At 63.1% G+C, this 24,232-nt stretch carries 20 protein-coding genes and 2 tRNA genes; 5 read left to right on the top strand and 17 right to left on the bottom strand.

The window, feature by feature from the left end:
* Nucleotides 1-272 precede the first annotated feature (272 nt).
* From ONR57_RS09385 to ONR57_RS09370, 4 genes are all read right to left on the bottom strand, one after another.
* A complete protein-coding gene (locus tag ONR57_RS09385; protein WP_265122992.1) occupies nt 273-938 on the bottom strand; it encodes an ATP-dependent Clp protease proteolytic subunit in 666 nt (221 codons plus the stop codon).
* 69 nt (nt 939-1,007) lie between these two features.
* Complete coding sequence (locus ONR57_RS09380; RefSeq protein WP_265123036.1) at nt 1,008-1,595, bottom strand: ATP-dependent Clp protease proteolytic subunit; 588 nt, start codon at nt 1,593-1,595, stop codon at nt 1,008-1,010.
* Nucleotides 1,596-1,801: 206 nt separating this feature from the next.
* On the bottom strand, nt 1,802-3,229 hold the full coding sequence (gene tig, locus ONR57_RS09375; RefSeq protein WP_265122990.1) for a trigger factor: 1,428 nt from the start codon (nt 3,227-3,229) through the stop codon (nt 1,802-1,804).
* 123 nt (nt 3,230-3,352) lie between these two features.
* Nucleotides 3,353-3,426 (bottom strand) — tRNA-Pro (locus tag ONR57_RS09370).
* A 249-nt stretch (nt 3,427-3,675) separates the two neighbouring features.
* Between ONR57_RS09370 and ONR57_RS09365 the strand changes: the two genes are divergently transcribed.
* A tRNA-Gly gene (locus tag ONR57_RS09365) sits at nt 3,676-3,746 on the top strand.
* Between the two features lie 339 nt (nt 3,747-4,085).
* Here ONR57_RS09365 and ONR57_RS09360 read toward each other — a convergent pair.
* The 4 genes from ONR57_RS09360 to ONR57_RS09345 form a co-directional block, all read right to left on the bottom strand.
* Complete coding sequence (locus ONR57_RS09360) at nt 4,086-4,412, bottom strand: hypothetical protein (protein ID WP_265122988.1); 327 nt, start codon at nt 4,410-4,412, stop codon at nt 4,086-4,088.
* Between the two features lie 101 nt (nt 4,413-4,513).
* Nucleotides 4,514-5,506: a DUF2804 domain-containing protein gene (locus ONR57_RS09355; protein ID WP_265122986.1), complete on the bottom strand. Its 993-nt coding sequence runs from the start codon at nt 5,504-5,506 to the stop codon at nt 4,514-4,516.
* A gap of 11 nt (nt 5,507-5,517) precedes the next feature.
* Nucleotides 5,518-5,823, bottom strand: coding sequence for a GNAT family N-acetyltransferase (locus ONR57_RS09350; protein ID WP_265122984.1), 306 nt, complete (start codon nt 5,821-5,823; stop codon nt 5,518-5,520).
* A 25-nt stretch (nt 5,824-5,848) separates the two neighbouring features.
* Nucleotides 5,849-7,447: a hypothetical protein gene (locus ONR57_RS09345; RefSeq protein WP_265122982.1), complete on the bottom strand. Its 1,599-nt coding sequence runs from the start codon at nt 7,445-7,447 to the stop codon at nt 5,849-5,851.
* A 93-nt stretch (nt 7,448-7,540) separates the two neighbouring features.
* Between ONR57_RS09345 and ONR57_RS09340 the strand changes: the two genes are divergently transcribed.
* Entirely contained in the window at nt 7,541-8,302 is a 762-nt protein-coding gene (locus ONR57_RS09340) for a DUF1542 domain-containing protein (RefSeq protein ID WP_265123035.1), read from the top strand.
* Between the two features lie 20 nt (nt 8,303-8,322).
* Here ONR57_RS09340 and ONR57_RS09335 read toward each other — a convergent pair whose 3' ends face one another.
* From ONR57_RS09335 to ONR57_RS09305, 7 genes are all read right to left on the bottom strand, one after another.
* The gene (locus ONR57_RS09335; RefSeq protein WP_265122980.1) at nt 8,323-9,126 is read right to left on the bottom strand and encodes an Fpg/Nei family DNA glycosylase; all 804 of its coding nucleotides are present in this window, start codon (nt 9,124-9,126) and stop codon (nt 8,323-8,325) included.
* Between the two features lie 12 nt (nt 9,127-9,138).
* Nucleotides 9,139-9,612 carry a ribose-5-phosphate isomerase gene (locus tag ONR57_RS09330; RefSeq protein WP_265122978.1) on the bottom strand — a complete coding sequence of 158 codons (474 nt, stop codon included), beginning with the start codon at nt 9,610-9,612 and terminating at the stop codon, nt 9,139-9,141.
* A 60-nt stretch (nt 9,613-9,672) separates the two neighbouring features.
* Entirely contained in the window at nt 9,673-10,287 is a 615-nt protein-coding gene (locus ONR57_RS09325; RefSeq protein WP_265122976.1) for a DsbA family protein, read from the bottom strand.
* A gap of 100 nt (nt 10,288-10,387) precedes the next feature.
* A complete protein-coding gene (locus ONR57_RS09320; RefSeq protein WP_265122974.1) occupies nt 10,388-11,290 on the bottom strand; it encodes an SGNH/GDSL hydrolase family protein in 903 nt (300 codons plus the stop codon).
* Nucleotides 11,291-11,353: 63 nt separating this feature from the next.
* Nucleotides 11,354-14,917, bottom strand: coding sequence for an urea carboxylase (gene uca / locus ONR57_RS09315; RefSeq protein WP_265122972.1), 3,564 nt, complete (start codon nt 14,915-14,917; stop codon nt 11,354-11,356).
* A 30-nt stretch (nt 14,918-14,947) separates the two neighbouring features.
* Nucleotides 14,948-15,577 (bottom strand): urea amidolyase associated protein UAAP2, encoded by a 630-nt coding sequence (locus tag ONR57_RS09310; protein ID WP_265122970.1) that lies wholly within the window; start codon nt 15,575-15,577, stop codon nt 14,948-14,950.
* 10 nt (nt 15,578-15,587) lie between these two features.
* Nucleotides 15,588-16,421 carry an urea amidolyase associated protein UAAP1 gene (locus ONR57_RS09305; RefSeq protein ID WP_265122968.1) on the bottom strand — a complete coding sequence of 278 codons (834 nt, stop codon included), beginning with the start codon at nt 16,419-16,421 and terminating at the stop codon, nt 15,588-15,590.
* A gap of 339 nt (nt 16,422-16,760) precedes the next feature.
* Between ONR57_RS09305 and ONR57_RS09300 the strand changes: the two genes are divergently transcribed.
* Nucleotides 16,761-18,221 (top strand): sodium:solute symporter family protein, encoded by a 1,461-nt coding sequence (locus ONR57_RS09300; RefSeq protein WP_265122966.1) that lies wholly within the window; start codon nt 16,761-16,763, stop codon nt 18,219-18,221.
* 352 nt (nt 18,222-18,573) lie between these two features.
* Here ONR57_RS09300 and ONR57_RS09295 read toward each other — a convergent pair whose 3' ends face one another.
* On the bottom strand, nt 18,574-19,170 hold the full coding sequence (locus ONR57_RS09295) for a hypothetical protein (RefSeq protein ID WP_265122965.1): 597 nt from the start codon (nt 19,168-19,170) through the stop codon (nt 18,574-18,576).
* Nucleotides 19,171-19,623: 453 nt separating this feature from the next.
* Here ONR57_RS09295 and ONR57_RS09290 point away from each other — a divergent pair, with 453 nt between their 5' ends.
* Entirely contained in the window at nt 19,624-20,313 is a 690-nt protein-coding gene (locus ONR57_RS09290; RefSeq protein ID WP_308198673.1) for a TetR/AcrR family transcriptional regulator, read from the top strand.
* A gap of 307 nt (nt 20,314-20,620) precedes the next feature.
* On the opposite strand, the gene ONR57_RS09285 is transcribed toward ONR57_RS09290, so the two are convergent.
* Nucleotides 20,621-21,448, bottom strand: coding sequence for a class I SAM-dependent methyltransferase (locus ONR57_RS09285; protein ID WP_265122964.1), 828 nt, complete (start codon nt 21,446-21,448; stop codon nt 20,621-20,623).
* A gap of 150 nt (nt 21,449-21,598) precedes the next feature.
* Here ONR57_RS09285 and pepN point away from each other — a divergent pair, with 150 nt between their 5' ends.
* Nucleotides 21,599-24,169 carry an aminopeptidase N gene (pepN, locus tag ONR57_RS09280; protein ID WP_265122962.1) on the top strand — a complete coding sequence of 857 codons (2,571 nt, stop codon included), beginning with the start codon at nt 21,599-21,601 and terminating at the stop codon, nt 24,167-24,169.
* The last annotated feature ends 63 nt before the right edge of the window (nt 24,170-24,232 follow it).

Raw genomic sequence — 24,232 nt, 5'->3', positions numbered from 1 at the left:
AAGCGCGGGCCGCAATTAACGCAGCGGTGTTGTCCGGCACTCCTGACCGTACTCGCCACAGGCATAGCTGGTCTAGGTTTGTGCCATCCGCTCGACGTGTTCACAGTGTGGTCGCCCGCGCCTTGCGGGTGCCACCCTGGGCCTTCAGCCTCGCCGCTCCTGGCCCCGCCATGCGGTATCTAGAGCGGTCCGGCGTGTCGTCCCAGGATAGCGTGCGGGGCGCCCGCGGGCATCCGTATAACCGCCGCCACAGGAAAATTGGCCCGCGAGAGTCACTGGCCAGTGAGGGACAGCTTCCGGTACTCAAGGACGTTGTCGATAATCCCGTAATCCTTCGCGTCCTCAGCTGTAAGGATGAGGTCGCGGTCACTGTCTTTGCGGATCTGCTCGGCGTCCTTGCCGGTGTGGCGTGCCAGCGTGGTCTCCATGAGACGGCGCATACGCTCGATCTCTTTGGCCTGAATCTCGAGGTCTGAGACCTGCCCCTGCATCCCGCCCGCCGACGGCTGGTGGATGAGCACGCGCGCATTCGGCAGAGCCAATCGCTTGCCGGGTGACCCGGCAGCAAGCAACACCGCCGCCGCGGACGCTGCTTGGCCGAGACACACGGTGGTGATATCAGCGCGGACGTACTGCATCGTGTCGTAAATCGCCATCAGTGACGTGAACGACCCGCCGGGCGAGTTGATGTACATCGTGATGTCACGGTCAGGATCCTGCGATTCAAGCACCAGTAGCTGTGCCATCACGTCGTTCGCGGAAGCGTCGTCGACCTGCACGCCGAGGAAGATGATGCGCTCCTCGAACAGCTTGTTGTACGGGTTCGACTCTTTGACACCGTAGCTCGAGTGTTCGATGAATGACGGCAGGATGTAGCGCGACTGCGGGCCGAGCATCGACGGCGGGGTCTGAGGCAGCATGTTCGGGTTAAAAGTCATGACTTCTCCACAAGTGTCGAGGTAGACGGAGTTCTTGCTTGCTGGGTGCGCCCAGTTTGCCGCCGGAGATCAGCGGCCAACCCCGCCAGACTGCGCAGCACGGGAAATGACGTGGTCCACGAAGCCGTATTCGAGTGCTTCCTTCGCGGTGAACCAGCGGTCGCGGTCTGAGTCTTCGATGATCTGTTCCACTGGCTGGCCAGTGTGCTCAGCAATCAGTTCCGCCATCTCGCGCTTGGTGTGTGCGAACTGCTCCGCCTGAATCGCGATGTCGGCTGCGGTACCACCAATACCTGCCGACGGCTGGTGCATCATGATGCGAGCGTGCGGCAGCGCGTACCGCTTCCCCTTTGTTCCCGCCGAGAGCAAGAACTGGCCCATTGACGCCGCAAGGCCCATGGCGTAGGTGGCGATGTCGCATTCGGCGTACTGCATGGTGTCGAAAATCGCCATGCCGGATGTGACTGAACCGCCAGGTGAGTTGATGTACAGCGAGATATCCCGGCTGGGGTCTTCTGCGGAAAGCAGCAGGATCTGCGCGCACAGCTTGTTCGCGATTTCGTCATCCACCTGCGTCCCAAGGAAGATGATGCGCTCCTGCAACAGCCGCTCGAATACCGAGTCGGTGAGGTTCATTCCGTATGTGCCGGTACGCATCACTGGGTTCTGCGTGGGAATATGCACGGTCACGGGGCCTGCCTTCCGGGTATGACGAAGGTTAAGCGAGGAACATACCAGCGGACTGCGCGGACGGCGCGCCCCCGATATGGCCCAGCTACAACTTACTGACGTCGACAGTAACGAACGTGGGCGGCGCCGGAGTCCCGGCACCGCCCACGTTCGCTGTAAGCGTCAAGATTGACTTACTTCTCCGCTGCTTCCGCTTCTTCCGCAGTAGCCTCGGCGTCATCATCGGACGCCGTGTCCTCTACGGCACCCTCGGCACTCTCCGCGACCTCTTCAGCGTCTTCAGAGCCGAAAATGTCGCTCGTGTCGATGACGTTGCCGTCCGCATCCTTCACGGTTGCCTTGCGGATCACCTCAACCAGGGATTTCGTGCGGCGAGCATCGGCGAAAATCGAAGCGATGCCGTTCGGCTGCTTCTGAAGCTCCTGGATGAACTGCTGCGGCTCCATGCCGTAACGCTGCGCCTCGAAGAAGATGCGCTCGAACAGTTCCTGCTGGCCCACCGACACCTCAGTGGAGTCGGCAATCGCATCAAGCAGCAACTGCGTGCGGATGACCTTCTCAGCCGCCTCTCGCGAGTCGCTATCGAACTCTTCCCGGGTCTTGCCCTGGGCCTCAAGCAGACGGTTCAGGGTTTCTTCGTCATGGTCGAGAGCGTGGACCGCATTGTGCAGCTGCTCATCGACCTGCGATTGGACCACGTTTTCCGGCACCGGGATGTCCACAGCGTCGAGCAGAGCCTCGATCACCTTGTCGCGAATGTCATTGCCCAGCTGCGACTTCTTCGACTGTTCAGCCTTCTGGCGGAGGTCTTCGCGAAGTTCCTCGACCGTGTCGAATTCGCTAGCGAGCGACGCGAAATCATCGTCGACCTCGGGCAATTCACGTGTTTTCACCGTTCCGACGGTGACCGACACAAGCGCTTCCTCACCCGCATGGTCACCGGCGAGCAGCTTGGTGGTGAACTCCGTTTGCTCGCCCGCGCTGAGACCGAGGATCGCCTCGTCGAGGCCCTCGATCAGCTGACCGGAACCGACCTCGTGCGACAGCCCCGACGCGGTTGCGTCGTCGACTTCCTCGCCATTGACGGTCGCGGACAAGTCGAGAGTCACGAAATCGCCGTTCTCGATACCGCGCTCGACCGGAGTAAGCGTGCCGAAGCGCTTGCGCAGCTCCTCGAGCTGCTCCTCCACATCAGCGTCGGTGACCTCCGACTTCTCGACCTCAACCTCGATCGAATCGAAATCAGGCAGCGCAATATCCGGACGGACGTCAACCTCGGCGGTGAACGCGAAGTGATCACCGTCTTCGATCTTGGTGACCTCGATTTCGGGCTGGCCGATCGCCTTAACGTCAGACGAGCTGACCGCCTCCGAATAACGTCCCGGAAGTGTCTCGTTGATGACCTGCTCGAGGACAGCACCCCGGCCCACTCGGGCGTCGATGATGCGTGCCGGAACTTTGCCGGGCCGGAATCCAGGAACACGAACCTGCTGCGCGAGCGCCTTGTAGGCGCGGTCAAAATCCGCCTTCAGCTCCTCGAACGGCACCTCGACACTGATACGTACTCGCGTCGGGCTCAGCTGCTCGACGGTGCTCTTCACGGACATACTCCTGCCTGATTTCTCGTCAATATGTGATTGCCTGTGCGGGCCACCGACAGTGACGGTATGGCCTTGTCGTGATGTGGCGCCTGCCGGGTACGTGAGTACCCGGCCACACCACCGTCGGGGTGACAGGATTTGAACCTGCGACCCTCCGCTCCCAAAGCGGATGCGCTACCAAGCTGCGCTACACCCCGTGTCGGCACCCTCTGCGTCAACTAGCCTCCGGAGAGACTAGCGGCACCAGCGACTCACGTCACTATTCGTCGCGCGAGAAGACTGCCGCAGGACAGCGTACCCCGAGCGTCACCGCAGCATTCACGGGGTTGTCACGGAGACGCCGAAGCAACGATTTTCTCGCCGTCGCGATGATCCTACGTGGAGAGCTTGGCGTTTCCAAAGCAGGTTCGGTACAGTCACTCCCGCAACACGTCGATCGTGTCCATGCGGGCGTAGTTCAATGGTAGAACCTCAGCCTTCCAAGCTGATGGTGCGGGTTCGATTCCCGTCGCCCGCTCTCGAGAAATCCCCCAAAGCCGAACCCAGGTGGGTTCGGCTTTGCCGTTCTCGGGCGCATCGGGTGTGCTGGCGGCGTGACAGCACGCGGGGGAATCTGCGAAGACACCGGCTCAGTTGGCTTAGCTGTCCGTCCCCGCCGCGCAATCTGGAAGGATCAGGGCGCTATCAGCGCCCGAATCCTTCACAATCAGCGCGCAGCATTCTTCCGTTACGGCAACCCCAGGGCCCGATACAGCCGCGGCACCTAAACACGCCCGGAAAGCCCAGAAGACACCACCGAATCAGCCCGCAGATGGTGGCGCAAGCTCCTGCTGCAGCGGCCCCACCCCTGCGCACGTCAGTAATGACCAATGCTCATCCGCGCAAGCACGAAGAAGGTGAACCACAAGTGGAACACTGACGCGCTGACAGCCATCGCCCACACGAAAACCCGCAGCCACAGCCGCCTGGACTTCCAGTACGCAACCACGGCCGCAGCAACTGCAACGGCGAGCGGGAACAACAGGCTGAAAACCGGGCCCATCACCCAGCCCAACCCCGGCAGCCTCCACGTGAACACCTGCACGAGATAGACCGCCTGAACCAGAAACGGCCCCGCAACAACCCCGGCCACAGCAAACCCCACGGCCCGAAACGCCACAGCACGCGCAGTCACTTCACTCACAATTGTTGATCTTTCCCCACCCCCGGCAGCCCGCCGAGACGCTCCGCAAAAGATCCATGACCTGCCTCACTCAGACCTGACATCTAGCCTGGTGGACGCACTCACCAGCGCGCGCGGTGCTGCTCAGTTACCCCGTAGCCGTGGATGACCACCGAACCTCGTTTACCGCAGCGCAGTGTTCCCTCAAAGGCGCCGAAGGGCTGTGTGAAGACACTCGACAGCACGCCCGCGCGCAGATTCTCGGAGCGCTCACCGTCGGGCCGCAAGGTGATGTGCACCGCATCGTCCACGGTGTGCACGCGCCACTCAGCGAGGGTGTTCCGCGGCTGGTACTCGAAGACCGCCTGTCCCACGGGGTGCAGTTCGCCATCTAGCCACACAGCGTTTTCGAGGCCATTCATAAAATGTGCAACCAGGTTGATCGCCACCGGCGCACCGTCCGCCGTGACACCGCTGAGGCTGGCCCAATTCCAGCGAGTATCGCGGGGCGGATAGCCCAGTGAGAAATCAATTGATGCTCGCCCATCCGCACGCACCGGCACACCGTCGGCAGTAACCGTCAGCTGACAATTCAGCGAGCACGCCTTATACGTATGGTGGAATGGCCGGCCCGGAGCAGAACTGATTGCCGTGAGTCCCGGCTGATCGTCGATTATCAGTAATTCCGCGTCGAGCGCAGGGCCGGTGAAGCGCACCGCCCAGCCGGAGTCGCCCGGTGTGATGTTCCAGCGGCGGCGGCCGCGTGCCACATTCCACTCGGCATCAAGGCTTGGCGCGAAATCAGCGGGGAAAGCCAGCGGCAACGCCGCCTTGTGTTCGCGGAACTTCCCCGTTTGCCGATCCTTGAGATAGACAAACGCGGTCCCGAGGTAGCCCGCGTCCACGATCGCGAACCCCAAGAGATACCGCGGGGTGAATGCCGCCGCATAGAACCAGCCTTTACGCTGCGTACGCCGCGCCGAGAAGGGTCCGCTCCCGTCCCAGCGCCGGGTCGAGACGTCCCGGATCCGCCCCAGATAACGGCCGTCACGCGCCCGCCCGGCTGTTCCTCCGCTGAGCGCGGGCGGCGCGTACGGCAAGCGAACTGGGTCCACGCTCTCGTCCCTCAGTTTTCGCGCGCGATGAGGCTGGCGTACTCAGGATTCTTGGCGATGAAATGGCGCACGAACGAGCACGCCGGTACTACGTGCAGGCCCAAGTTTCTGCTGTCGTCGAGGGCAGCTTTGATTATCGCGCCAGCGAATCCATTTCCTTGGTCTTCCGGATTAACCACGGTGTGATTGAAAACACGGACATGGTCCTTTACGACGTAGTCCGCAAAACCCACACGACGACCGTCTACAAGAAGGCGAAAACGCTGGCCGATGACGTCGTGTTCAACCGATGCAGTCATATCTGGTTCAACGTTCATCGACCCTCCTCGTGTTCCCTGGCTCCTAAGCTTCGCCGGAATTCTCGCGGGAGAAAACCCTTTCGATTTGATCGTGACGAGGAACACCAAACGGACGGCTGACCGCTGAAAGAACCGATGCGACGACCGGGCGGCACTCGGACGCCGCGCCGCCATCAAGAAAGCGGTTTACCTCGTGCGCCACCTCGGGAGCGTTCGGCAGCGTCGGATGAGAGACCCATTTGGGGCACGCATTGACGTCTGCGCCGATTTTCCAGCCACCCGGCATCAGGACCAAGTCTGTCGCCGCGACGATACTCAGGCCGCGAATGTGATCAACCAGGGGCGCGCGCATGATTTCCGACGGCCCATCCGGGTCGCCTAACATCCGCTCCAAAGCGGGTGACTCGATCGCGAGTACCATCCCCAGTTCGATCGCGATAGGCGCGATGATGCGCAGCAAGTCGCTCGCGATCCGGCCGGGCGCCTCCTCGTGCGCATCCACGTAACCATGGCCGCTCTCTGGGAACGCACTAAAGACGATGACATTGTCAACCGGGAGATTTTCCCTGGTCGACGCGGTCAGCCAGGCTATCCACGCAGAATGCGAGTGTCCGACCACAGTCAGTGGCCGGGGCACACCTTCGACCTGCAACGCCAGATTCTCCGCTAGCTGATCGATCGGCTGATGGGTGTCGCTGCCTTCGAACGGCGCTCCGGTCCGGATCTCGCAGACGGCGTCCGCGTCCGGTGCGCCGTCGCCCGGCCCGGCGTAGGAGTAGTAGTACATCTGCTCGCAGGTGAATCCGAAGGTTGTGGGATCGAGCCGGAACGCCGCACCATTCCCCGATGAGGAGTTGATTCCTGACATCACCATCAGGCTCCCCTCACGTGTCGGCGGCTCTGGTTCACGCACAAGCAACCGGTCCACACCCCATACGGTCATGAAGACCAAGGCTCCAGCCAGCACCACCGGCAGCGGCCACAGCAGGGAACGCTGAGACCCGATCCGCGGGAGCACCACGATCACGATGCAGGTCACGGCGGCTGTGAGGATGACGAGGCCGAACGTGAGCGCCGGAATCGCTTCCGCCACTCCCCCAAGTGCGGCGACGATAAAGAGATAACCCGCGAGTGCAGCAATCCGTTTGTAGCTGCGTACCCCGTTCGCAACCGCGCTGCGTAATCGCAGGCTCCCGTCCCATGGCGCTGCAGCAAGGACGATGAACGTGAGAACGGTTATTGCAATTGAAATCCAGAAGATGCGCACGTACAGCACCGCGTAGCCCATGTAGCTTGCTTGCGCGGAAATCAGTGCGGGCCCAGCCGCGATCGCATAGAACGCACCCGCGAAACGCAGGCGCCGCCAGTCCAAACCCCCGAGCAAGTACGCCAGCACCGCGATCCGCACCGCGGCCAGTACAACCACCAAACCGATGAATGCCGGCCACGTGGGCGCGATCACAAGGAGCAACCGCATATCGGCGAACATGTCCAGCGGTGGTATTCCCACCAAGTAGACAAGGCCCGACCAGGTGGGGATAACCTCGGCCGCAGCGAGACCCACTACCGCGAGTGCCAGGAGCGCGACCGGCCACAGCCGCAGCCAGGCACCGAATCCACGCTGTTCGCTGAAGTGGGGCATACCTCCGACTCTGCCTGACGACGGCGGCGTGTGCGATCGGTACGGTGGAACTAAATACTCGCAGTGGTTCAGTTCTCCGACGGAAGTGGCGTGATGGAACTACTCCTTATAGCCCTGGTGATTCTGATCATCGTCTTCGTGGTTCGCGCAAACTCAGCACGCAGTGGCACGGCGGGGGTCCCGATTGAGGACGCGCAGGCGGAAGCGCGCCGCTGGATCGACCGGCTCGGCGGCCAAGTTCTGAACCTCACCGGGTCTGATGATGCTTCCAAGCAGGCGCTTGCCGACGCATCCGAACGCTACACAGCGGCGGGCGGCCAGATCGAGAGCGCACAGACGCCGAGGCAGGCTCAACTGGCGCAGGAGACAGCGATGGAGGGACTCTACTACGTGCGCGCCGCGCGCGAAGCAATGGGAATGGACCCTGGCCCGCCTCTGCCCGGACTTGACGGGCAGTCGCGTGCCGGTCAGGTGAGTGAAGAACGGACCGTGCAAGTCGAGGGCAGGGATGTCAGCGCCTCCCCGCGGCCATCGGACCGCACGCCGAACTACTACCCGGGCGGTACGGTCGCGGGCCGACCGGTCCCGGCCGGCTGGTATTCGGAACCCTGGTGGAAGCCGGCGCTCGTAGCGGGCGCATGGGGCATAGGGTCAGTGTTCCTCTTCAGCGCTCTCTTCGCGGGAATGTCCGGTGTGAACTATGACGCGGCCGCGTTCGAAAGCGGTGCTGGCGCGGACGCCGGTGGTGGCGGTGACGCGGGCGCGGGAGACTACGGAGATCAAGGCGACTACGGCGACTTCGGTGGCGGCGATGCCGACGGGGGCGGTTTCGACATGGGTGGCTTCGACTTCTAGTGCCGCGCTAGGCGCCTCAATCATGCAGGCTGACATGAGGGGCACCAGAAGATCTTGCGTGCCTGCAGTTCGCTCTGCAGGATGACGGTGCCGCAGACGCGGCACTTCTCCCCTGCTCGCCGGTACACGTACGTGCGGGGCCGGCCCGGTGCGTAGGCCGGTTCGCCGCTATCGTGCTGCGGGCGCACCGTGATCATCTTGCCTTCACGGACGCCAACTGGCATCAACTCGATGAGGTCTTGCCAGAGACGATCCCAGTCGTCGCGCACAAGCGATGTACCCGTGCGGAATGGGTTGAGACCTTGCCGGAAAAGCACCTCCGCCCGGTAGACGTTGCCAACACCCGCAATGACCTCCTGGTTGAGGAGGAGTCCGCCGATGGCTGCCCGCGAGCGCAGTACGCGAGCCGCCGCACGCTCGGCGTCAGCGTCAGCGTCCGCGCGGAGCGGGTCGGGGCCCAGCCTGGAAAACAACTGGCCAGCCTCATACTGAGTAATTACGGCGCAGCGGGCCGGACCGCGCAGGTCGGTGCCCCAGTCCTGCCCCGCTATGCGCATCCGGACTTCGCCTACTGGCGCAGGCATGGGCGCGGCGTGCTCGGTGAAAGCTCCATACAGCCCGAGGTGAATGTGGACGATCGCGCCACCGTCGTAGTGGTGCAGCAGGTGCTTTCCCCATGCTTCTGCGCCTGTGAAGACCCGGCCGCTCACCTGCCGGGCGCCCTCGGTGAACCGGCCTTGCGGACTGCTCACACGGACCTGGTGGCCCGCGAAGCATTCATTGTGCCTTCGCGCGAGCCGGTGCAGAGTGTGGCCCTCGGGCACTCCGCGCTCCGGTTATGCTCCGGGGACGGCTGGCGCCTGGCCGGTCTTCTCGTAGTCAGCGAGGATGTCGATGCGGCGCTGGTGGCGCGCCTCATCCGACCATGGGGTGCTGAGGAACGCTTCCACTATCGCGAACGCTTCCTCTTTGGTGTGCATGCGGCCGCCTAAGCCGATGAGCTGCGCATTGTTGTGTTGCCGCGCAAGCTGGGCGGTCTCAACGCTCCATGCAAGCGCACAGCGAGCACCAGGCACCTTGTTGGCCGCGATTTGTTCTCCGTTGCCTGAGCCACCGAGGACGATCCCCAGGCTTCCGGGGTCGGCAACCACCTTCCGGGCGGCGTCAATGCAGAAGGCCGGATAGTCATCGACCGCATCGTATTCGAATGCCCCGCAGTCGATGGGCTCGTGGCCGAGAGCGGCAAGGTGTTCTTTGATCTCGTTCTTTAGTTCGAAGCCGGCGTGGTCGGCACCAAGGTAAACGCGCATGGCGCCATTCTGTCAGGCTCGCCGCTCCGTGCACGCACCGACTCGGCCCATTCCGTTCGTTTAGGTGAAGTCAGGCGATTCGCTGCGAGTGCGCTTGAGTTCGAAGAAGTGCGGGTAGCTCGCGAGCGCGACAGCGCCGTCCCACACTGTGCCGGCATCTGCACCGCGCGGGATGCGGGAGAGCACCGGGCCGAAAAACGCCGTACCGTTGATGTGGATCGTCGGCGTCCCGACGTCGTCTCCAACCTTGCTCATTCCCGCATGGTGGCTCGCGCGGAGGGCGTCGTCATATTTTTCACTCTCCGCGGCGCCTGCCAGCTCGAGATCGAGGTCGAGTTCGCTGAGCGCTTCTTTGATCACCGTTCCGCGGTCATCCATGCCCTCGTTGTGGATGCGAGTTCCCATCGCGGTGTAAAGGTCGCGCAGGATGCTGTCGCCGTGTTTCTCAGCAGCCGCGATCAGAACGCGGACAGGCCCTAGGGTGCTGTCGATTTTCTCCCGGTAGTCCGGGCTGATGTCCTTATGCTCGTTGAGTACGTACAGGCTCATGACGTGGAAGTGGACCTCAATATCGCGGACCTTTTCCGCTTCGAGTATCCAGCGGGACGTGATCCAGCACCACGGGCACGCTGGGTCGAACCAGAAATCCACGCGGTCACGCTTTCCTTCAGTCACTGCTGCTCCTACCCGGGCTAAATCTGCATTCTTTTCCAAGAACACGCAGCATGGGTGGGCTGTTCCGATTGTCCGGTCATGTGATGAATTACACATCGGGTTATCTGATGCGCTTGCGGAACTCTTCTTTGATTTCCTTCTGGAAGAGCCTTGAGAACGCGCGGTTGCCAGTGTTGTTGGGGTGCATGCTCAGTGACGTCGAGGTGGTGACGTTGCCTTCGTACCATTTGACGCCGCGCGGCTGACACGCATCGTGGCCAACGCTCGCTGCAGCAAGGTCGACATAAGTGACGCCCGCGTACTTCGCTGCCGCTCTGATGATCTTGTTCATCTCGTCCTGATACTCGGCGATGAACTTCGCATCCTCGTCGCTGGCCGGGATCACGGGGAAGCAACCCTCGTCCCCGACAGTGCCGCCGTGTCCGGCCAAGAAAATCAGCGCCTTTGGGGCGCGGGCCTGGAGTGTGCCGAGCAGCCTGTCGAGCCGGGGTCGCAGAGGTTGTAGTGATTCCATTGCGGCTAGCCGAGTTTCTGGGTTGCTCCGGCAGTTGCGGTCTTCGTTCGGCTCTTTCGTGAAGCACGCGCGCGCGATGTCATACCATCGCACGTCGTTGCCGCCGATGCTGATCGTGATCAAGGTGGTTTCTGGAGTCACCGCGTCTATCTGCAAGGGCCTGGCGCTGCCGTCCCGAGCTTCTTGCGGAATGTCGATCATGTTCTCGATCTTCGCTCCGCTGCAGGCAGCGAACGTGAAGAACTCTGGCTGCAGCCACTCCTCGAGGAGCCGTGGATACGATGCGGCGGTGCGGCCGCAACCGTCGTTGAGAAACCGCAGAGTTGAGGGCCCGGCGGCACGCGAGTCCCCCAGTGCTACGTAGTGCTCGCTGCTGCGCGGCGAACTCGCACCTGGCGTCGCAGTGAACGCGACCAGCAATAGCGCTGCCAGAAGCAGTGATCTGCGCAGGCGCCGTCGCAGCGCGCTGCCCCTCCCCAGTCGGCCCATACGAGCTTCAAAAGTACACGCTTGTGGCCCGCCGCGCGCCGCCGCACCGAGGAGCCCAACCCGTCAGCGTGGCGCGAGAATCACCACGCCTTCGCCCGCGGCCACCTGCTCACCGGCCGCACCCAGAACGGTTCTAACGACTCCCGCCTGAGGTGCACTGATGACGGTTTCCATCTTCATTGCCTCAAGCGCGAACAAGGGCTGGCCCGCTTCGACAATCTCCCCTGGCGCCACCATCACCTTCCAGATGTTGGCGACGAACGGCGCTTTCACGAGCGCCCCGCCAACAGGCACCGCAACGTCACCAGGAGTGGCCGCCACGGCATCGTTCGACTGCGCGACCACCTCCTGACGGTCGAACTCTCCCGCCGCCTCCCAGATGTCGCGTTCCGCCGCGAACGCAGCTGCCTGGCGGGCCCGGAATTCACCGATCGGCGCCGCGTTCTCCTGCAGGAAGCGCTGATGGTCCGCTAGCGCAAACTCACCCTCTGTGATGTCCACGTGGCCACGTCCGGCCGCCATCTCAGCGCGGAGCTCGGCCAGTTCCTCGGGACTAACGGGGTACCACTGGATTCGGTCGAAGAAGTTGAGCAGCCACGGTTTTTCACCGGCGCCGTAACGGTTCCACACCTGCGTCGTACGGCCTACGAATTGGTATCCGCCGGGCCCCTCCATTCCGTAAACACACAGGTAGGCGCCGCCAATACCGACTGCGTTCTCCGGTGTCCACGTCCGCGCGGGGTTGTACTTTGTTGTGATCAGCCGATGACGTGGGTCGAGCGGCGTCGCGACCGGCGCTCCGAGGTACACGTCACCGAGTCCGAGAACGAGGTAGTCCGCCTCAAAGACCGTACGATAGACGTCGTCCACGGAAGCGAGCCCATTGATGCGGCGGATGAACTCGATGTTCCAGGGGCACCACGGAGCATCACTACGGACTCCAGACATGTAGCGCTCGATCGCTTCTCGCGTCGCCGGGTCATCCCACGACAGCGGCAGTCGCACCGTCCGGCTGGGCACGACGAGTTCTGCCGCGGGCGGGATGTCCTCCTCAGCTTCCTCAAGGAGGTTGAGGAGTTTCGGCACAGGCAGGACATCGGGGTCGACGTGGACTTGCAGAGAGCGGATTCCCGGAGTCAGGTCAAGGACTCCGTCAAGATTCTCCGCCTCCAGCTTCAGGTGCAGCGCATGGACTCGTGCGCGCAACTCTAGGTCCAGCGTGATATCCCCATACTCGACGAGGACGTTGTCGTCACCGGAGCGGCGGTACGTCCGCGACGGCACGCCTGCCCCTGCGCTGTGGCGGGCGAGCACACCGTTGTCGTTGTCGCGATTCGCCGCTGGTACGACCCATCGAGTGTGATCGAGCGAACGGCGCGACGGCGCTTTCGCCGCCTGGATCGGTGTGAACCGCACGGTATCGCCCGGCTTGAGCTGACCTAGCTTCCAGCGCTGCGCCGACACAACCGTCACTGGGCAGACAAAGCCGCCGAGACTCGGCCCATCTGGCCCGAGAAGGATAGGGGTATCACCGGTGAAATCCAGAGCGCCTACTGAGTACGCGTTGTCGTGGATGTTCGATGGGTGCAGCCCAGCCTCACCGCCGTCGCGCCGCGCCCATTCCGGCTTCGGCCCCGTCAACCGCACACCGGTGCGGGCGGAGTTGAAATGCACCGTGTACTCGGCGCTGTACAGGGTATCCATGTCCGCGCGGGTGAAGAATTCTGGTGCGCCGTGCGGACCTTCGGTGACTGCGAGTGTCCACGACGACGTGAATTCCGGGCGATCACTGATCGCTGTGCCAGCCACTGTGGAGCCGGCGGCGCGCAACACATCTCCGGTGCGCAGCGCGCGTCCACCGTGCCCGCCGAACTGCCCGAGTGTGAATGTCGACGTGCTGCCCAGGTATTCAGGCACGTCGAGCCCGCCCGCGAACAGGATGTAGGTCCGCAATCCAGGACCGTCAGCTGAACCGACATCGAGAGTTGCCCCCGCTGGGACGGTGACCGGCTGCCACATTGGTGTGGCAGCGCCGTCAATAGTCACGCTGGCATTAGCGCCTGTCACACAGACGGTGGTGGCGTGACTGAAAGTCAAAGCTGGCCCCGCCGCAGTGCATTCCAGCCCGGGCGCTCCCTCGTCATTACCGAGGGCGCAATTGCCCAGCCTGAAGGAAAGGTCGTCCATCGGCCCGCTAGGCGGCACGCCTACCTGCCATAGCCCAGCTCGCCCCGGCCAATCTTGGACGGTCGTGAGCATCCCCGGGCGCTGCACGGTAATCCGCGGTTCGGAGTCGTTAATACTCGCGATGGTGGCGGTGCTGTGCGTACCTGCGCGCACGCGGGGATCCATTGTGATGGCGCGGAGCAGTCCGAGGTTCGTTTCGATACCGTCTACGCGGGTTCGCTGGAGCGCGCTGCGCATCGCGGAAAACGCGTCAGCGCGGCTATCCGCGCCGACGATTACCTTCGCAAGCATCGGGTCGTAGGCCGTGGTCACCTCGGTGCCGGTTTCGGCCCAGCTATCGACACGGACATCATCCGGCAGCACGACGCGTGTGAGCACTCCAGCTGACGGAGCGAAATCGCGACTGGGGTCTTCGGCGTACACGCGGGCCTCGACGGCATGGCCTCGGACGGGGATCGACTGGGGCAACTGGGGCGTGGTGCCGAGGGCGAGTTCCAGCATCATGCGGACGAGGTCGACTCCGGTCACTAGCTCGGTCACCGGATGCTCGACTTGCAGCCGGGCGTTCACCTCGAGGAACGACGCTTCGCCGCGCTCCGGGTCGTAAACAAATTCGACAGTGCCCGCGCTTCGGTACTGCACCGACGAGGCTAAGCGCCGTGACGTGTCGTGAAGGATGCGGCGCACATTGTCGTTCAAGCCTGGGGCCGGTGCTTCTTCCACGACTTTCTGGTTGCGCCGCTGCAGCGAGCAGTCCCGGTCCCCTAGCGTCGCTACTTTGCCCTTGCCGTCGCCGAAAACCTGAACCTCGATGTGCCGCGCGTTTTCCACGTATCGCTCTAGAAAAACGCCGGTCGCCGAGAAACTCTTGGCGGCGAGCCGTGCGACGACATCGTACGCGCGGTCGAGTTCGGCCGCGCTGCGGCACACCTGCATTCCGATGCCACCGCCACCGCCTGTTGCTTTGAGCATGACCGGATAGCCGATGCGGTCTGCTGCTGCGAGCGCATCGTCGAGACCGCTGAGCAGATCGGTGCCTGCGATCATGGGGACCCCCGCAGCTTTTGCTGCGTCACGGGCGGTGTGTTTTGTCCCGAAGGTCCGCAGTTGGCCGGGTGTCGGTCCAACGAATACCAGCCCCGCTGCCTCGACGCGCTCAGCAAATGAAGCGTCCTCGGAAAGGAAACCGTAGCCCGGGTGAATCGCGCCTGCTTCCGCGGTGCGGGCGGCATCGAGTATCGCCGTGGCGTTCAGGTACGACTCTCTCGGCGGCGTCGGTCCGATGTGTACCGCGTCGTCGGCGAGACGAACGTGTGCGGCGCCGCGATCCGCATCAGAGAACACGGCGACGGTGCGAAGCCCCATCTCGCGGGCTGTCCGGATGATGCGGCACGCGATTTCGCCCCGATTGGCGACGAGGAGCGTGTCGAAAGCAGGCATGGGAGACCTTCCATGGGTGGGTGCAAAACCTCAGGCAGGGCTTGTAACTGTCATGCGCACGGGTGTCGGATTGAAGCCGTTGCAGGGATTGTTTATCTGCGGGCAGTTAGAGATGAGGACGAGTGTGTCGCGTTCCGCGCGCAATGCGACCTGCTTTCCCGCGCCGGAGATTCCATCGACAATGCCAAGTGTTCCGTCCGGGTCGACGGGAACGTTCATGAACCAGTTGATGTTCGACACGAGATCGCGTTTGCCGAGCCCCCACTTGGCTCCTTCGATAAGGAAGTTCTCCACGCATGCGTGCTGATGCTTGGTGTGGTGCCCGTACCGGAGCGTGTTCGACTCTTGTGAGCAGGCTCCACCGAGGGTGTCGTGCCGTCCACAGTTGTCGAACGTAACGGTCATCAGCGGTGCGCCTGTGTTTGCGCGCAAGACGCTGCCCGCGGTCAGGTACGCATTGCGCTGGGCGGCGATGGTTTCGGGTGCGCTGTAGCGTTCGGCGGTGTCGTGCGCGTTGTAAAGGATGCAGTCGACGGCCTGGTTCCCCTCGAGGTCGGTGATCGTGAGTGTGTCTCCGGCGCGAATGATCGCGGACCAGGGGGATCGCGCGGGCACGTGCTCATCGAGAATCGACGGGTCCATGCGGAATGTGGCGGTCATGCCGGGCTCCTTATTTCTTGCCGCGCGCGGCGATGTAGTCCTCGGTGTTGGCGATGGCCCGCAGGTACTCGGGATCGGTGCACGGAAGCAGGCTGGGTTCATCGAGTGCCTCGCGCGAGTCCCACGCGAGCACGTTCAGCGCCGTTGTTGTGAAGTCGGGAGCGGGGTCAAGCCGATGCGCGGTGTTGGCGACGAGCACGGTCGCGGACATGTGAAGCAGGAGGTCGACCGACGCACCCGGCCCCGCCGTACCGTCGCTGACGAGGGCGCCATCCTCGGCGACGTGAATGCCGTGGAAGAGCGAGATCGACGGTGGCAGATCGCGCACGGTGAGTCCGTGCTTCGCCGCGGCTACGGTAAACATCTCAAAGCCAGCGGGCGCGGGGCCGTGCAGTGAACCGTCCCCGTACTTCTCGGTGTTGGAAGCCAGGGTCGTTGTCCCGCAGAGCAGGTCGTGCTTGCCCGACGTGTCTTCCATGACCGTCGCCATAATTCGGCCCTGATCCGTCAGCAGTGGGTGCCCAGTGCGCAGGTACGCCTGCCACGGCACCTTCACAGTGTCTGCGGCATTGAGCCGCTCCCAGGGCTGGTCTGCGCTGAACAGCAGCAGGTGTGCGCATGCGTTGCCGGCGACGTCAGTAAAGCGCACACGGGTCCCGCGCGCGAGCACCTTTGACGTGTACCGGCCGCCAGCCACCGTTTCGGCCCACACGAGATCGTGCACGCCGGCTGGCGGCGCCGGCCAGGTGCTCGCCGGGACGTATGGCATCGAGTCAGTGACCGCGCCAGCCTGGGCTCGCGCATGCGCGCGCGCCGCTTTCGTTGTCGCAGTGGCTGCTGTCATGGGTCCTCCCGTTAAGAAACCTCAGCAAATATCTGTCAGTTGATAGGTTTCCTGATTCTGCAGTACGGGAGGTGACGGTCGCGTAACTCGCAGGGCCGTCGGTGTTAACGCTGCATGACAGGTGTTGCCAGTTCGTTTCGCACCCCGCACCGGTCATGAGCTGCGGTTTTGTTTCTCGTTTGAGGGATCCGCTTTACGGAAGGTTAACGGTTCCGAAACCATTCGCGGCGCCGCCAGTCGTAGGTTCCTGTCAAGTGACAGGTAGTGCGTGATTCGCCTGCACCTGGGGCATCGCCGCCCGCCCCACGCTCCCGACATCTACCTCCGTGGAGGCTTCACATGATTCTCTTCGGCGTCACGCTGAGCGTGCTCGCACTGCTTGCGGCAGGTCTCTACGCCGCGAAGCGCGTGCACGGCCAGAGCGCAAACTACCTTCTCGCTGGACGGTCGCTTTCCATTCCGCTCGTCGCGATCGTTCTCGCTTCGCAAGCCATCGATTCCAACGGCACCCTCGGCAACACTGACCTCACCGCTGACTTCGGATTCTGGGCCGGCGCCGCTCTGCCCATCGGCCTCGCCGCTTGCCTCATCATCGCTGGCCTGTTCTTTGCTAAGCGGATGCGCGAAATCCGCGTCGTCACCCTGCCTGAGTACTTCGAGAGACGATTTGGCCGCAGCGTTGAGCTTCCCGCGTCGGCCCTCACCGTGTCTGCTTTCGGCATCTTGCTTGCCGGAAATCTCGTCGCGATCGGGTTCCTGCTCGACCGTTTCGCTGGGATTCCGTACTCCACGTCCATTCTGATCGCTGTGCCGTTCGTGCTCGCCTACACGATCGCGGGCGGCATGTTCTCCAGCACATACGTCGGTGTCGGGATGATCATTCTCAACATCTTCGGAGTCATCGCCCTGATGACGTGGATGACCTTCACACACGGTTTTTCCGCGCCGGAAGGCATGGGCCCGCTCGCACTCGGTCAGCTCACCAATGCGGAGGAAGGTGCCGTCCTCAACTGGGCCACGATCACCGCTCTAGCGCTCGGCAATCTCGTAGCCATCGACCTGATGCAGCGCATTTTCTCCGCCCGCTGCCCACGCACCGCCCAGCGGGCGTGCTTCGGGGGCGCCGCGCTGATTCTCGCGCTGTGCATACCGTTCTCGCTCGTAGCATTGGCCGCGGTCTCGATCATCGGCCCAGAATCCCAAGGACCGGTCCTTTTCGCCCTGCTCGGCGACTACGCTCCGACCTGGCTGGCGATACTCGTGCTGTCGGGCCTGGTAGCGGCCTCACTGACCACTGCAAGCGGCGTGCTGCTCAGCACCGCGACGGTGATCGTCAAGAACATTCTCCGGCTCGACGAGCGTACGGCGAGTTCGATGAACGCGACCCGGCTCGCCATGGTGCCGATGGCGCTGCTGGGTGCGTTCTTTGCGTTGCGGATCCCCCAGACGGGCATCCTGCTGACGCTGACGTTTGACTTGCTCCTGGCCGGACTCGTCGTCCCGTTCATCTTGGGGCTCTACTGGTCACGCGGGGGCACGGCCGCAGCGCTCGCAGCGATAATCAGCGGCGTCGCCGTTCGCGTGTTCTTCTTCATCACCACGCCGACCGTCTACGGCGTAGAGAACACTCTGCTGTTCATACCGAACAACCTGGTCCCAGAAGCGATGGATGGGTGGTCAACGTTCCTCGCAGCACTCGTCTCGCTCATCGCCTATGTTGCGGTCGCTGGTGCATCGCGCACCATGACCACGCTGCCCGCACCGCACGCAGTGCAGCGCCCCGAGCCGGTCCGGGTCTAAGCGGCGCAGACGGTCTCCGGTCCAACCGCCGAAGAAACCTGAGGACCTGGATCTCCTGCGCGGTTTCTGGAGATCCAGGTCCTCAGGTGGTTAGGTTTCGTTCCCGCTCAGGTGGCGGCCGCGCTGGCGGTGGCGGTGGCGGTGGGCGCAGCTGGGTGCAGGCCGGGTGTACTGGCAAGGTATTGCGAGCGAGCACCTTCGCAGGACCCAGGGTGTGCGTCCGTGCCCGGTGCCGTTGCTGGAGCGCGTTGCCGAAGCGCGGGCGAGGGGACCAAACCGCAGCGACGCCAGCTCATCCGACAGCGCCGGGTGCAGCCGAAGGGCGCGCAGCGCACCGCGCGCGAGCAGCCGGTTAACCGAAGATCCGGTCGAGAACTGATCGAGCGTAAGAGGTTCCTTTAGAGTCTTCCCGGTCGTTGGTCCACTGGCCCCAGCCGTGGCGTTTTTTCTTGCCGTGGCCTGCGTCGTCATTGACGTAATCGTCGTGATTTTCCGCATCCTGATAGTCGTCGTGGTAATTGTCCTCGTACTCAGCTTCTGCAGCCAGAGCGACAGGATTCGGGTCGACCGGGATGGAGAGGTTGCCGTCACCATCGGTGCAAGCCGCGGTGAAGTAATAGGTGATGCCGGGCTGGCCGGTGAACGACGTGGCTCCGCTCATGGTGGCGAAATCGATGTTTGTGGTTCCCAGACTGAACGCGCTCCCGCTTGTCGGGTTGACAAAGGTGCCGCACGCGATGTTGTTGGACAATGTGACCTGGTCGCCGTCTGTGGTGTACCCATGAACATTGTGGAACGTGATCGTGATCGTGTACCCGTCCACGCTGGTGGTGGCGTATCCGTCGATCACGGCAGCGTTTCCCGTTGCTGGTCCAGCGGCGACCGCGAGCCCTGTTGCGGCCGCGATTGAGGCGGCCGCGGCGACACGTTTCATAGCAGATGATGGCATGTGGCAGGTCTCCCTGGATTCGAGTGATGCTGTTTGCTTGCTGTGCCTCAAGAATCCGTTATGGGCGAAATTCGCGACACCAACCCTAAGGGGAAAAAAAGACACCCCAGCCGCAATTCTCGCGACTGCCACCACCCCACGGTGCGTGCCGGATCAGTCGTGCCCGTGGGTCACCTCTGAGTCGCGCGTCAACGAGTGTGGTCCAGTGGTGAGGGATCGGGGTCCAGCCCTGGGTCGCGGGTCTGGAACCAGTCCTTCCGCGAGTGAGGTCTGGGCCGGCTGTATGACCGGCCGAAACTGACCGGAAGAGGCTCGCTGCGAGGCCGCGAAGCTCCGCAAACGCCGGAATACCGGGCGGCACCTGGCCAGGGCCCCATCAAGAACTCCTGCGCGGCGCAGACGCAGACACCACGGAGTCCTGCTCCATCGCGCGACACCTGACAAGATGGTGAGGTGACAACGCAAGGAGCAGGGCGTCCCCGTTCGTCCCAGCGACGGCGCCCTGGTGAGACGGCGCGCGAAGAAATTCTCGATGCGTCCGCGGAACTATTCACCACCCAGGGCTACGCATCGACATCCACGCGCACCATCGCCAACGCGGTGGGGGTCCGGCAGGCGACGATCTACCACTATTTCGGGACGAAGGACGACATCCTCGAGGCGCTGCTGAGCGGTACCGTGACTGGAACGCTTGAAGCTGCCGCCGCGGTTCGCCGTGCGGTAGACGACCCCGCCACACGCTTGCACGCGCTCGCGTGGTTTGACGGGATCCAGCTGTGGAACAGCCGATGGAATATCGGAGCGCTGTACCTGCTGCCCGAATTGCGCGCTGAACGCTTCGCACCATTCATCGAGAGCCGCGAAGAGTTGCGCGACGTGTACCGGACCTGGGCAGCCGACGTTGTCATGGCGAGTGGTGCAGAGACCACGGCCGCAGCAGCGGCCGATGAGGATCTGCCGCTGCGACTCGTCGAGACGCTCGTGAACATGCGCTGGGACGGTCGTGGCGCGCGAAACGAACCGTTTCGCACCGCAAACTCGATCGTTCGGGCGCTCGGGTGGCACGGCGACTGGGACGTTTTGCACAAAGAGTCGCACCAGACCCTGAATACGATGCTCGCGCCGGAGGAGGTCGTGCGCTGATCTTGCCTCTATAACGGTTGCGGGACCTCACTGGGAGATCCCGCAACCGTCTAGCCCGCCTCGCACCAGGTCATGGCCCCCGCGCCGCCCGGCAAGGGCAGCGCTAGCCACTGCACGATCACCGCCGGCTACATACGGGATGTAGACACCCCTCGGTCGCGGTGGATCGCCACGCGGTGCGCTCCTAGCAGTTATTCGCCCGTCCATAGCGAATCGTTACCAGTTTCGCAGTTAAACCGCCGTCCAGTGAGCAGATTCACCGTTTCCGTGCGATTTTGCCCGATTGGGCGGGGTGTTCCTGATTTGCTCATCCACGGCACGAGGGACGCCGCCCGGTGGCCACAAGCGTCGACGCGTCGACCATGGTGATGCCCCGGCGCCCGAGCATGGCGAGGAACTCTTCCCGCACGGCGGTCACCACTTCGGGCTGGAGCGCCAGCAGAGCGCCGCGCATTCCGCTACCGCGCACGAAGTCCCACGCGAACGTCTCGGTGACCGGAATGTGGCTGGAAAGCACCGTCACCGAAACATCCACGAGACCCCGCTCGTGCAGCCACGCTGTGAGGCTTTCTCGCTGGTTGATGCGAACGATATTGTCCTCCCAGACCGGCCTGCGCGCGGGGCCTTCCGCACCGGTGACATGTTTCAGCGCATCGCCAAACGCGACGGCATAGTCTTCCAGCGCGCCGTGCAACCACACTGTGAAGCCTGCCCGGCCGTCCGGGCGAAGGAATCCGAGCAGACGTTCTACCTGCTCGTCCATGTCGGGGAGGAAGAAGACTCCGTAGGAGCAGGCCAATGCGTCGTACGCTGCCCGCGACGGCTGCCACGACGTGACGTCAGCTTCTTCGAAGACAACATTGCGGAGGCCGCGCGTTTCAGCGATCCCCTGGCCCACAGCGAGCAGTTCACGCGCAAGATCGAGCGCGCGCACACCACCGGACGGGCCCGCCGCGAGCGCTGCGGCCAGCGCTGAAGCGCCGGTCCCCGCGCATACGTCGAGCACGTGGTCGCCGGGCTGCACTGCCAGCTGGTGGACGAGAACCTGCGCGGCAGGGCCCCACACGAGCGGAGTTACGCGCTCGAAGTCCGCACCTGCAGCATTGAACGTCTTGGCAAGGTCTGGGGCACTCACTCCACTAACCTTACCGAAAACGATCACCGTTTAGGGTCTCAGGGCGCGCGGGACGCCACGCCCGCACCATCGGCGTGCTACAGGCCGGGCTGCGGAGCATGATGGGATGAGCATTGCGATTACCGCCCCCAACAAGAGAAGGCACTCCACGTGGCTGCACCTAACCTGACCCGCGAACAGGCGCACACCCGCGCCGGGCTTATCTCGGTCGAAAACTACTCCCTGAAAATCGACCTCACGAACGGCTCAGGCGCACCCGGCGAAAAAACATTCCGGACGGAAACTACCGTCCTGTTCTCGGCCGAGTCCGGCTCGTCGACCTTCATCGATCTCATTTCACCGAGCATCCACAGCGCAATCCTCAACGGGCGCAACCTCGATATTTCGGATTACGAAGAGTCCCGAGGACTTCAGCTTGAAGGTCTCGCCGACACAAACACCCTGGTGATAGACGCTGACTTCGAATATTCACACACTGGTGAAGGGCTGCACCGCTTCGTCGACCCTGCCGATGACGAGGTCTACCTGTATTCGCAGTTCGAGACAGCAGACGCCAAGCGTATGTTCGCTTGTTTCGATCAGCCCGACCTGAAGGCAACTTTCGATGTCACCGTCACTGCGCCCGAGCACTGGGAAGTGGTGTCGAACGGAGCGGAACTCAGCAGGGACGGTCAGCGTCGCACCTTCGCTACGACCCCCCGCATGAGCACTTACCTCGTGGCCCTCATCGCTGGGCCTTACGCGAAATGGTCAGACTCGTACTCAGACGACCACGGAGTCATACCGCTCGGCATCTATTGCCGGAGTTCGCTCGCTGAACACATGGATGCGGACCGTCTGTTCACCGAAACGAAGCAGGGCTTTGGCTTCTACCACCAGAACTTCGGCCTGCCGTATCCGTTCGGAAAGTACGATCAGCTCTTCGTACCGGAGTTCAACGCGGGCGCCATGGAGAACGCCGGGGCCGTCACCTATCTCGAAGACTACGTGTTTCGCAGCCGTGTCACCCGCTACCTGTACGAACGACGCGCGGAGACCGTGCTCCACGAGATGGCGCACATGTGGTTCGGTGACCTCGTCACAATGCAGTGGTGGGACGACCTGTGGCTGAACGAGTCGTTCGCAACCTTCGCCTCGGTCCTATGCCAGGCCGAGGCAACGGAATACACGAACGCGTGGACCACATTCGCGACCGTTGAGAAATCGTGGGCATACCGGCAGGATCAGCTGCCTTCCACCCATCCGGTCGCCGCGGACATCCCCGATATCGCAGCGGTGGAGGTGAACTTCGACGGGATCACGTACGCAAAAGGTGCGAGCGTTCTGAAGCAGCTAGTCGCCTACGTCGGGCTCGACAGTTTCCTGGAGGGATTGCGGTCCTACTTCCGCGAACACGCTTACAAGAACGCGACTTTTGCCGATCTACTCCGCGCGCTGGAAACAGCGTCCGGCCGGGATCTGTCGGGATGGGGAGCCCAGTGGCTGAAAACCACGGGGCTGAACACCCTGCGGCCAGAATTCACTGTGGATGACGAAGGCGCTTTCACATCGTTCAGCATCACCCAATCAGGGGCTGAACCGGGTGCCGGCGAAACCCGCATCCACCGGCTGGCCGTCGGCATCTACGACGATGACGGCTCAGGAAAACTGATCCGCGTGAACAGGGCCGAACTCGACATCGAGGGCGAGTCCACGAATGTCCCTGACCTGGTCGGTGCCCAGCGCGGGAAGTTCATCCTCGTCAACGACGACGACCTCACTTACTGCTCGGTGCGCCTGGATGAAGAATCCCTTTCCACGCTTATCGCCCGCATCGCCGATATCGCGGATCCGCTGCCCCGCACGCTTGCGTGGTCGGCCGCCTGGGAAATGACCCGCAACGCCGAAATGCGCGCCCGCGACTTCGTCGCGCTCGTCCAGCGGGGTATCGGCGCAGAAACCGAAGTCGGAGTGGTTCAGCGTCTGCTGCTGCAAGCCGCAACTGCAATCGGGTCTTACGCAGAGCCAGGATGGGCAGCAGAATCGGGCTGGCCAGATTTCGCGGACCGGCTGCTCGATCTTGCTCGCACCGCCGAGGCTGGCTCAGATCACCAACTCGCGTTCGTCAACGCGCTGACGACCGCGAAGCTGTCACCGCAGCACACCCAAGTGCTCGCCACCCTGCTCAGCGAAGCACCCGAATCGCAGGGCTTGCGGGGACTCGATGTGGATACGGACTTGCGGTGGCGTGTTATTCAGGCCCTCGCAGCAGCTGGCGTTGTCGACGGCGACGGGCCCGAATCACCGACCATCGATGAAGAGATCGCTCGCGACGCGACTGCGGCTGGGGCCCGGCAAGGCGCGCAGGCTGCTGCGATGCGCCCACAGGAGGCTGTGAAGGCATTCGTATGGTCCCGGGTCGTCAGCGACCCATCCCTTTCCCACACGATTACCCGGGCCATGATCGCGGGCTTCTCACAACCAGGCCAGAGCGAACTGCTTGGCCCGTTCGTCGATCGCTACTTCGAGGTAATCGACGACATCTGGAAGAACCGCACCAGCGAAGTCGCCCAAACGATTGTGGTCGGCCTATATCCATCGTGGGCGATCAGCCAGGACGGACTCAGCAAGGCTGATGCCTTCCTGGCCGGCGATCATCCGCCCTCATTGCGCCGCATGGTGATCGAAGGCCGGGCCGTTGTGGAACGTGCGCTCAAAGCGCGCGAGTTCGACGCGAAATAGGCTCTAAACGCCAGCTCCCTGGCAGTTCGTCTTCTGGATCGAAGACGAACTGCCAGGGAGCGC

The sequence above is a fragment of the Hoyosella sp. YIM 151337 genome (genome assembly GCF_026041215.1).
Lineage (GTDB): Bacteria > Actinomycetota > Actinomycetes > Mycobacteriales > Mycobacteriaceae > Hoyosella.
The sequence above is the reverse complement of the archived record's forward strand: the minus strand, read 5'-3'. Positions and strand labels throughout refer to the sequence as shown.

Bases quoted from the DNA above. Each gene is read 5' to 3' on its own strand.
- ONR57_RS09385 (WP_265122992.1), bottom strand. From the start codon at position 938: ATGACTTTTAACCCGAACATGCTGCCTCAGACCCCGCCGTCGATGCTC.
- ONR57_RS09380 (WP_265123036.1), bottom strand. From the start codon at position 1,595: ATGCGTACCGGCACATACGGAATGAACCTCACCGACTCGGTATTCGAG.
- ONR57_RS09350 (WP_265122984.1), bottom strand. From the start codon at position 5,823: ATGAACGTTGAACCAGATATGACTGCATCGGTTGAACACGACGTCATC.
- ONR57_RS09345 (WP_265122982.1), bottom strand. From the start codon at position 7,447: ATGCCCCACTTCAGCGAACAGCGTGGATTCGGTGCCTGGCTGCGGCTG.
- ONR57_RS09340 (WP_265123035.1), top strand. From the start codon at position 7,541: ATGGAACTACTCCTTATAGCCCTGGTGATTCTGATCATCGTCTTCGTG.
- ONR57_RS09330 (WP_265122978.1), bottom strand. From the start codon at position 9,612: ATGCGCGTTTACCTTGGTGCCGACCACGCCGGCTTCGAACTAAAGAAC.
- ONR57_RS09320 (WP_265122974.1), bottom strand. From the start codon at position 11,290: ATGGGCCGACTGGGGAGGGGCAGCGCGCTGCGACGGCGCCTGCGCAGA.
- uca (WP_265122972.1), bottom strand. From the start codon at position 14,917: ATGCCTGCTTTCGACACGCTCCTCGTCGCCAATCGGGGCGAAATCGCG.
- ONR57_RS09310 (WP_265122970.1), bottom strand. From the start codon at position 15,577: ATGACCGCCACATTCCGCATGGACCCGTCGATTCTCGATGAGCACGTG.
- ONR57_RS09305 (WP_265122968.1), bottom strand. From the start codon at position 16,421: ATGACAGCAGCCACTGCGACAACGAAAGCGGCGCGCGCGCATGCGCGA.
- ONR57_RS09300 (WP_265122966.1), top strand. From the start codon at position 16,761: ATGATTCTCTTCGGCGTCACGCTGAGCGTGCTCGCACTGCTTGCGGCA.
- ONR57_RS09295 (WP_265122965.1), bottom strand. From the start codon at position 19,170: ATGCCATCATCTGCTATGAAACGTGTCGCCGCGGCCGCCTCAATCGCG.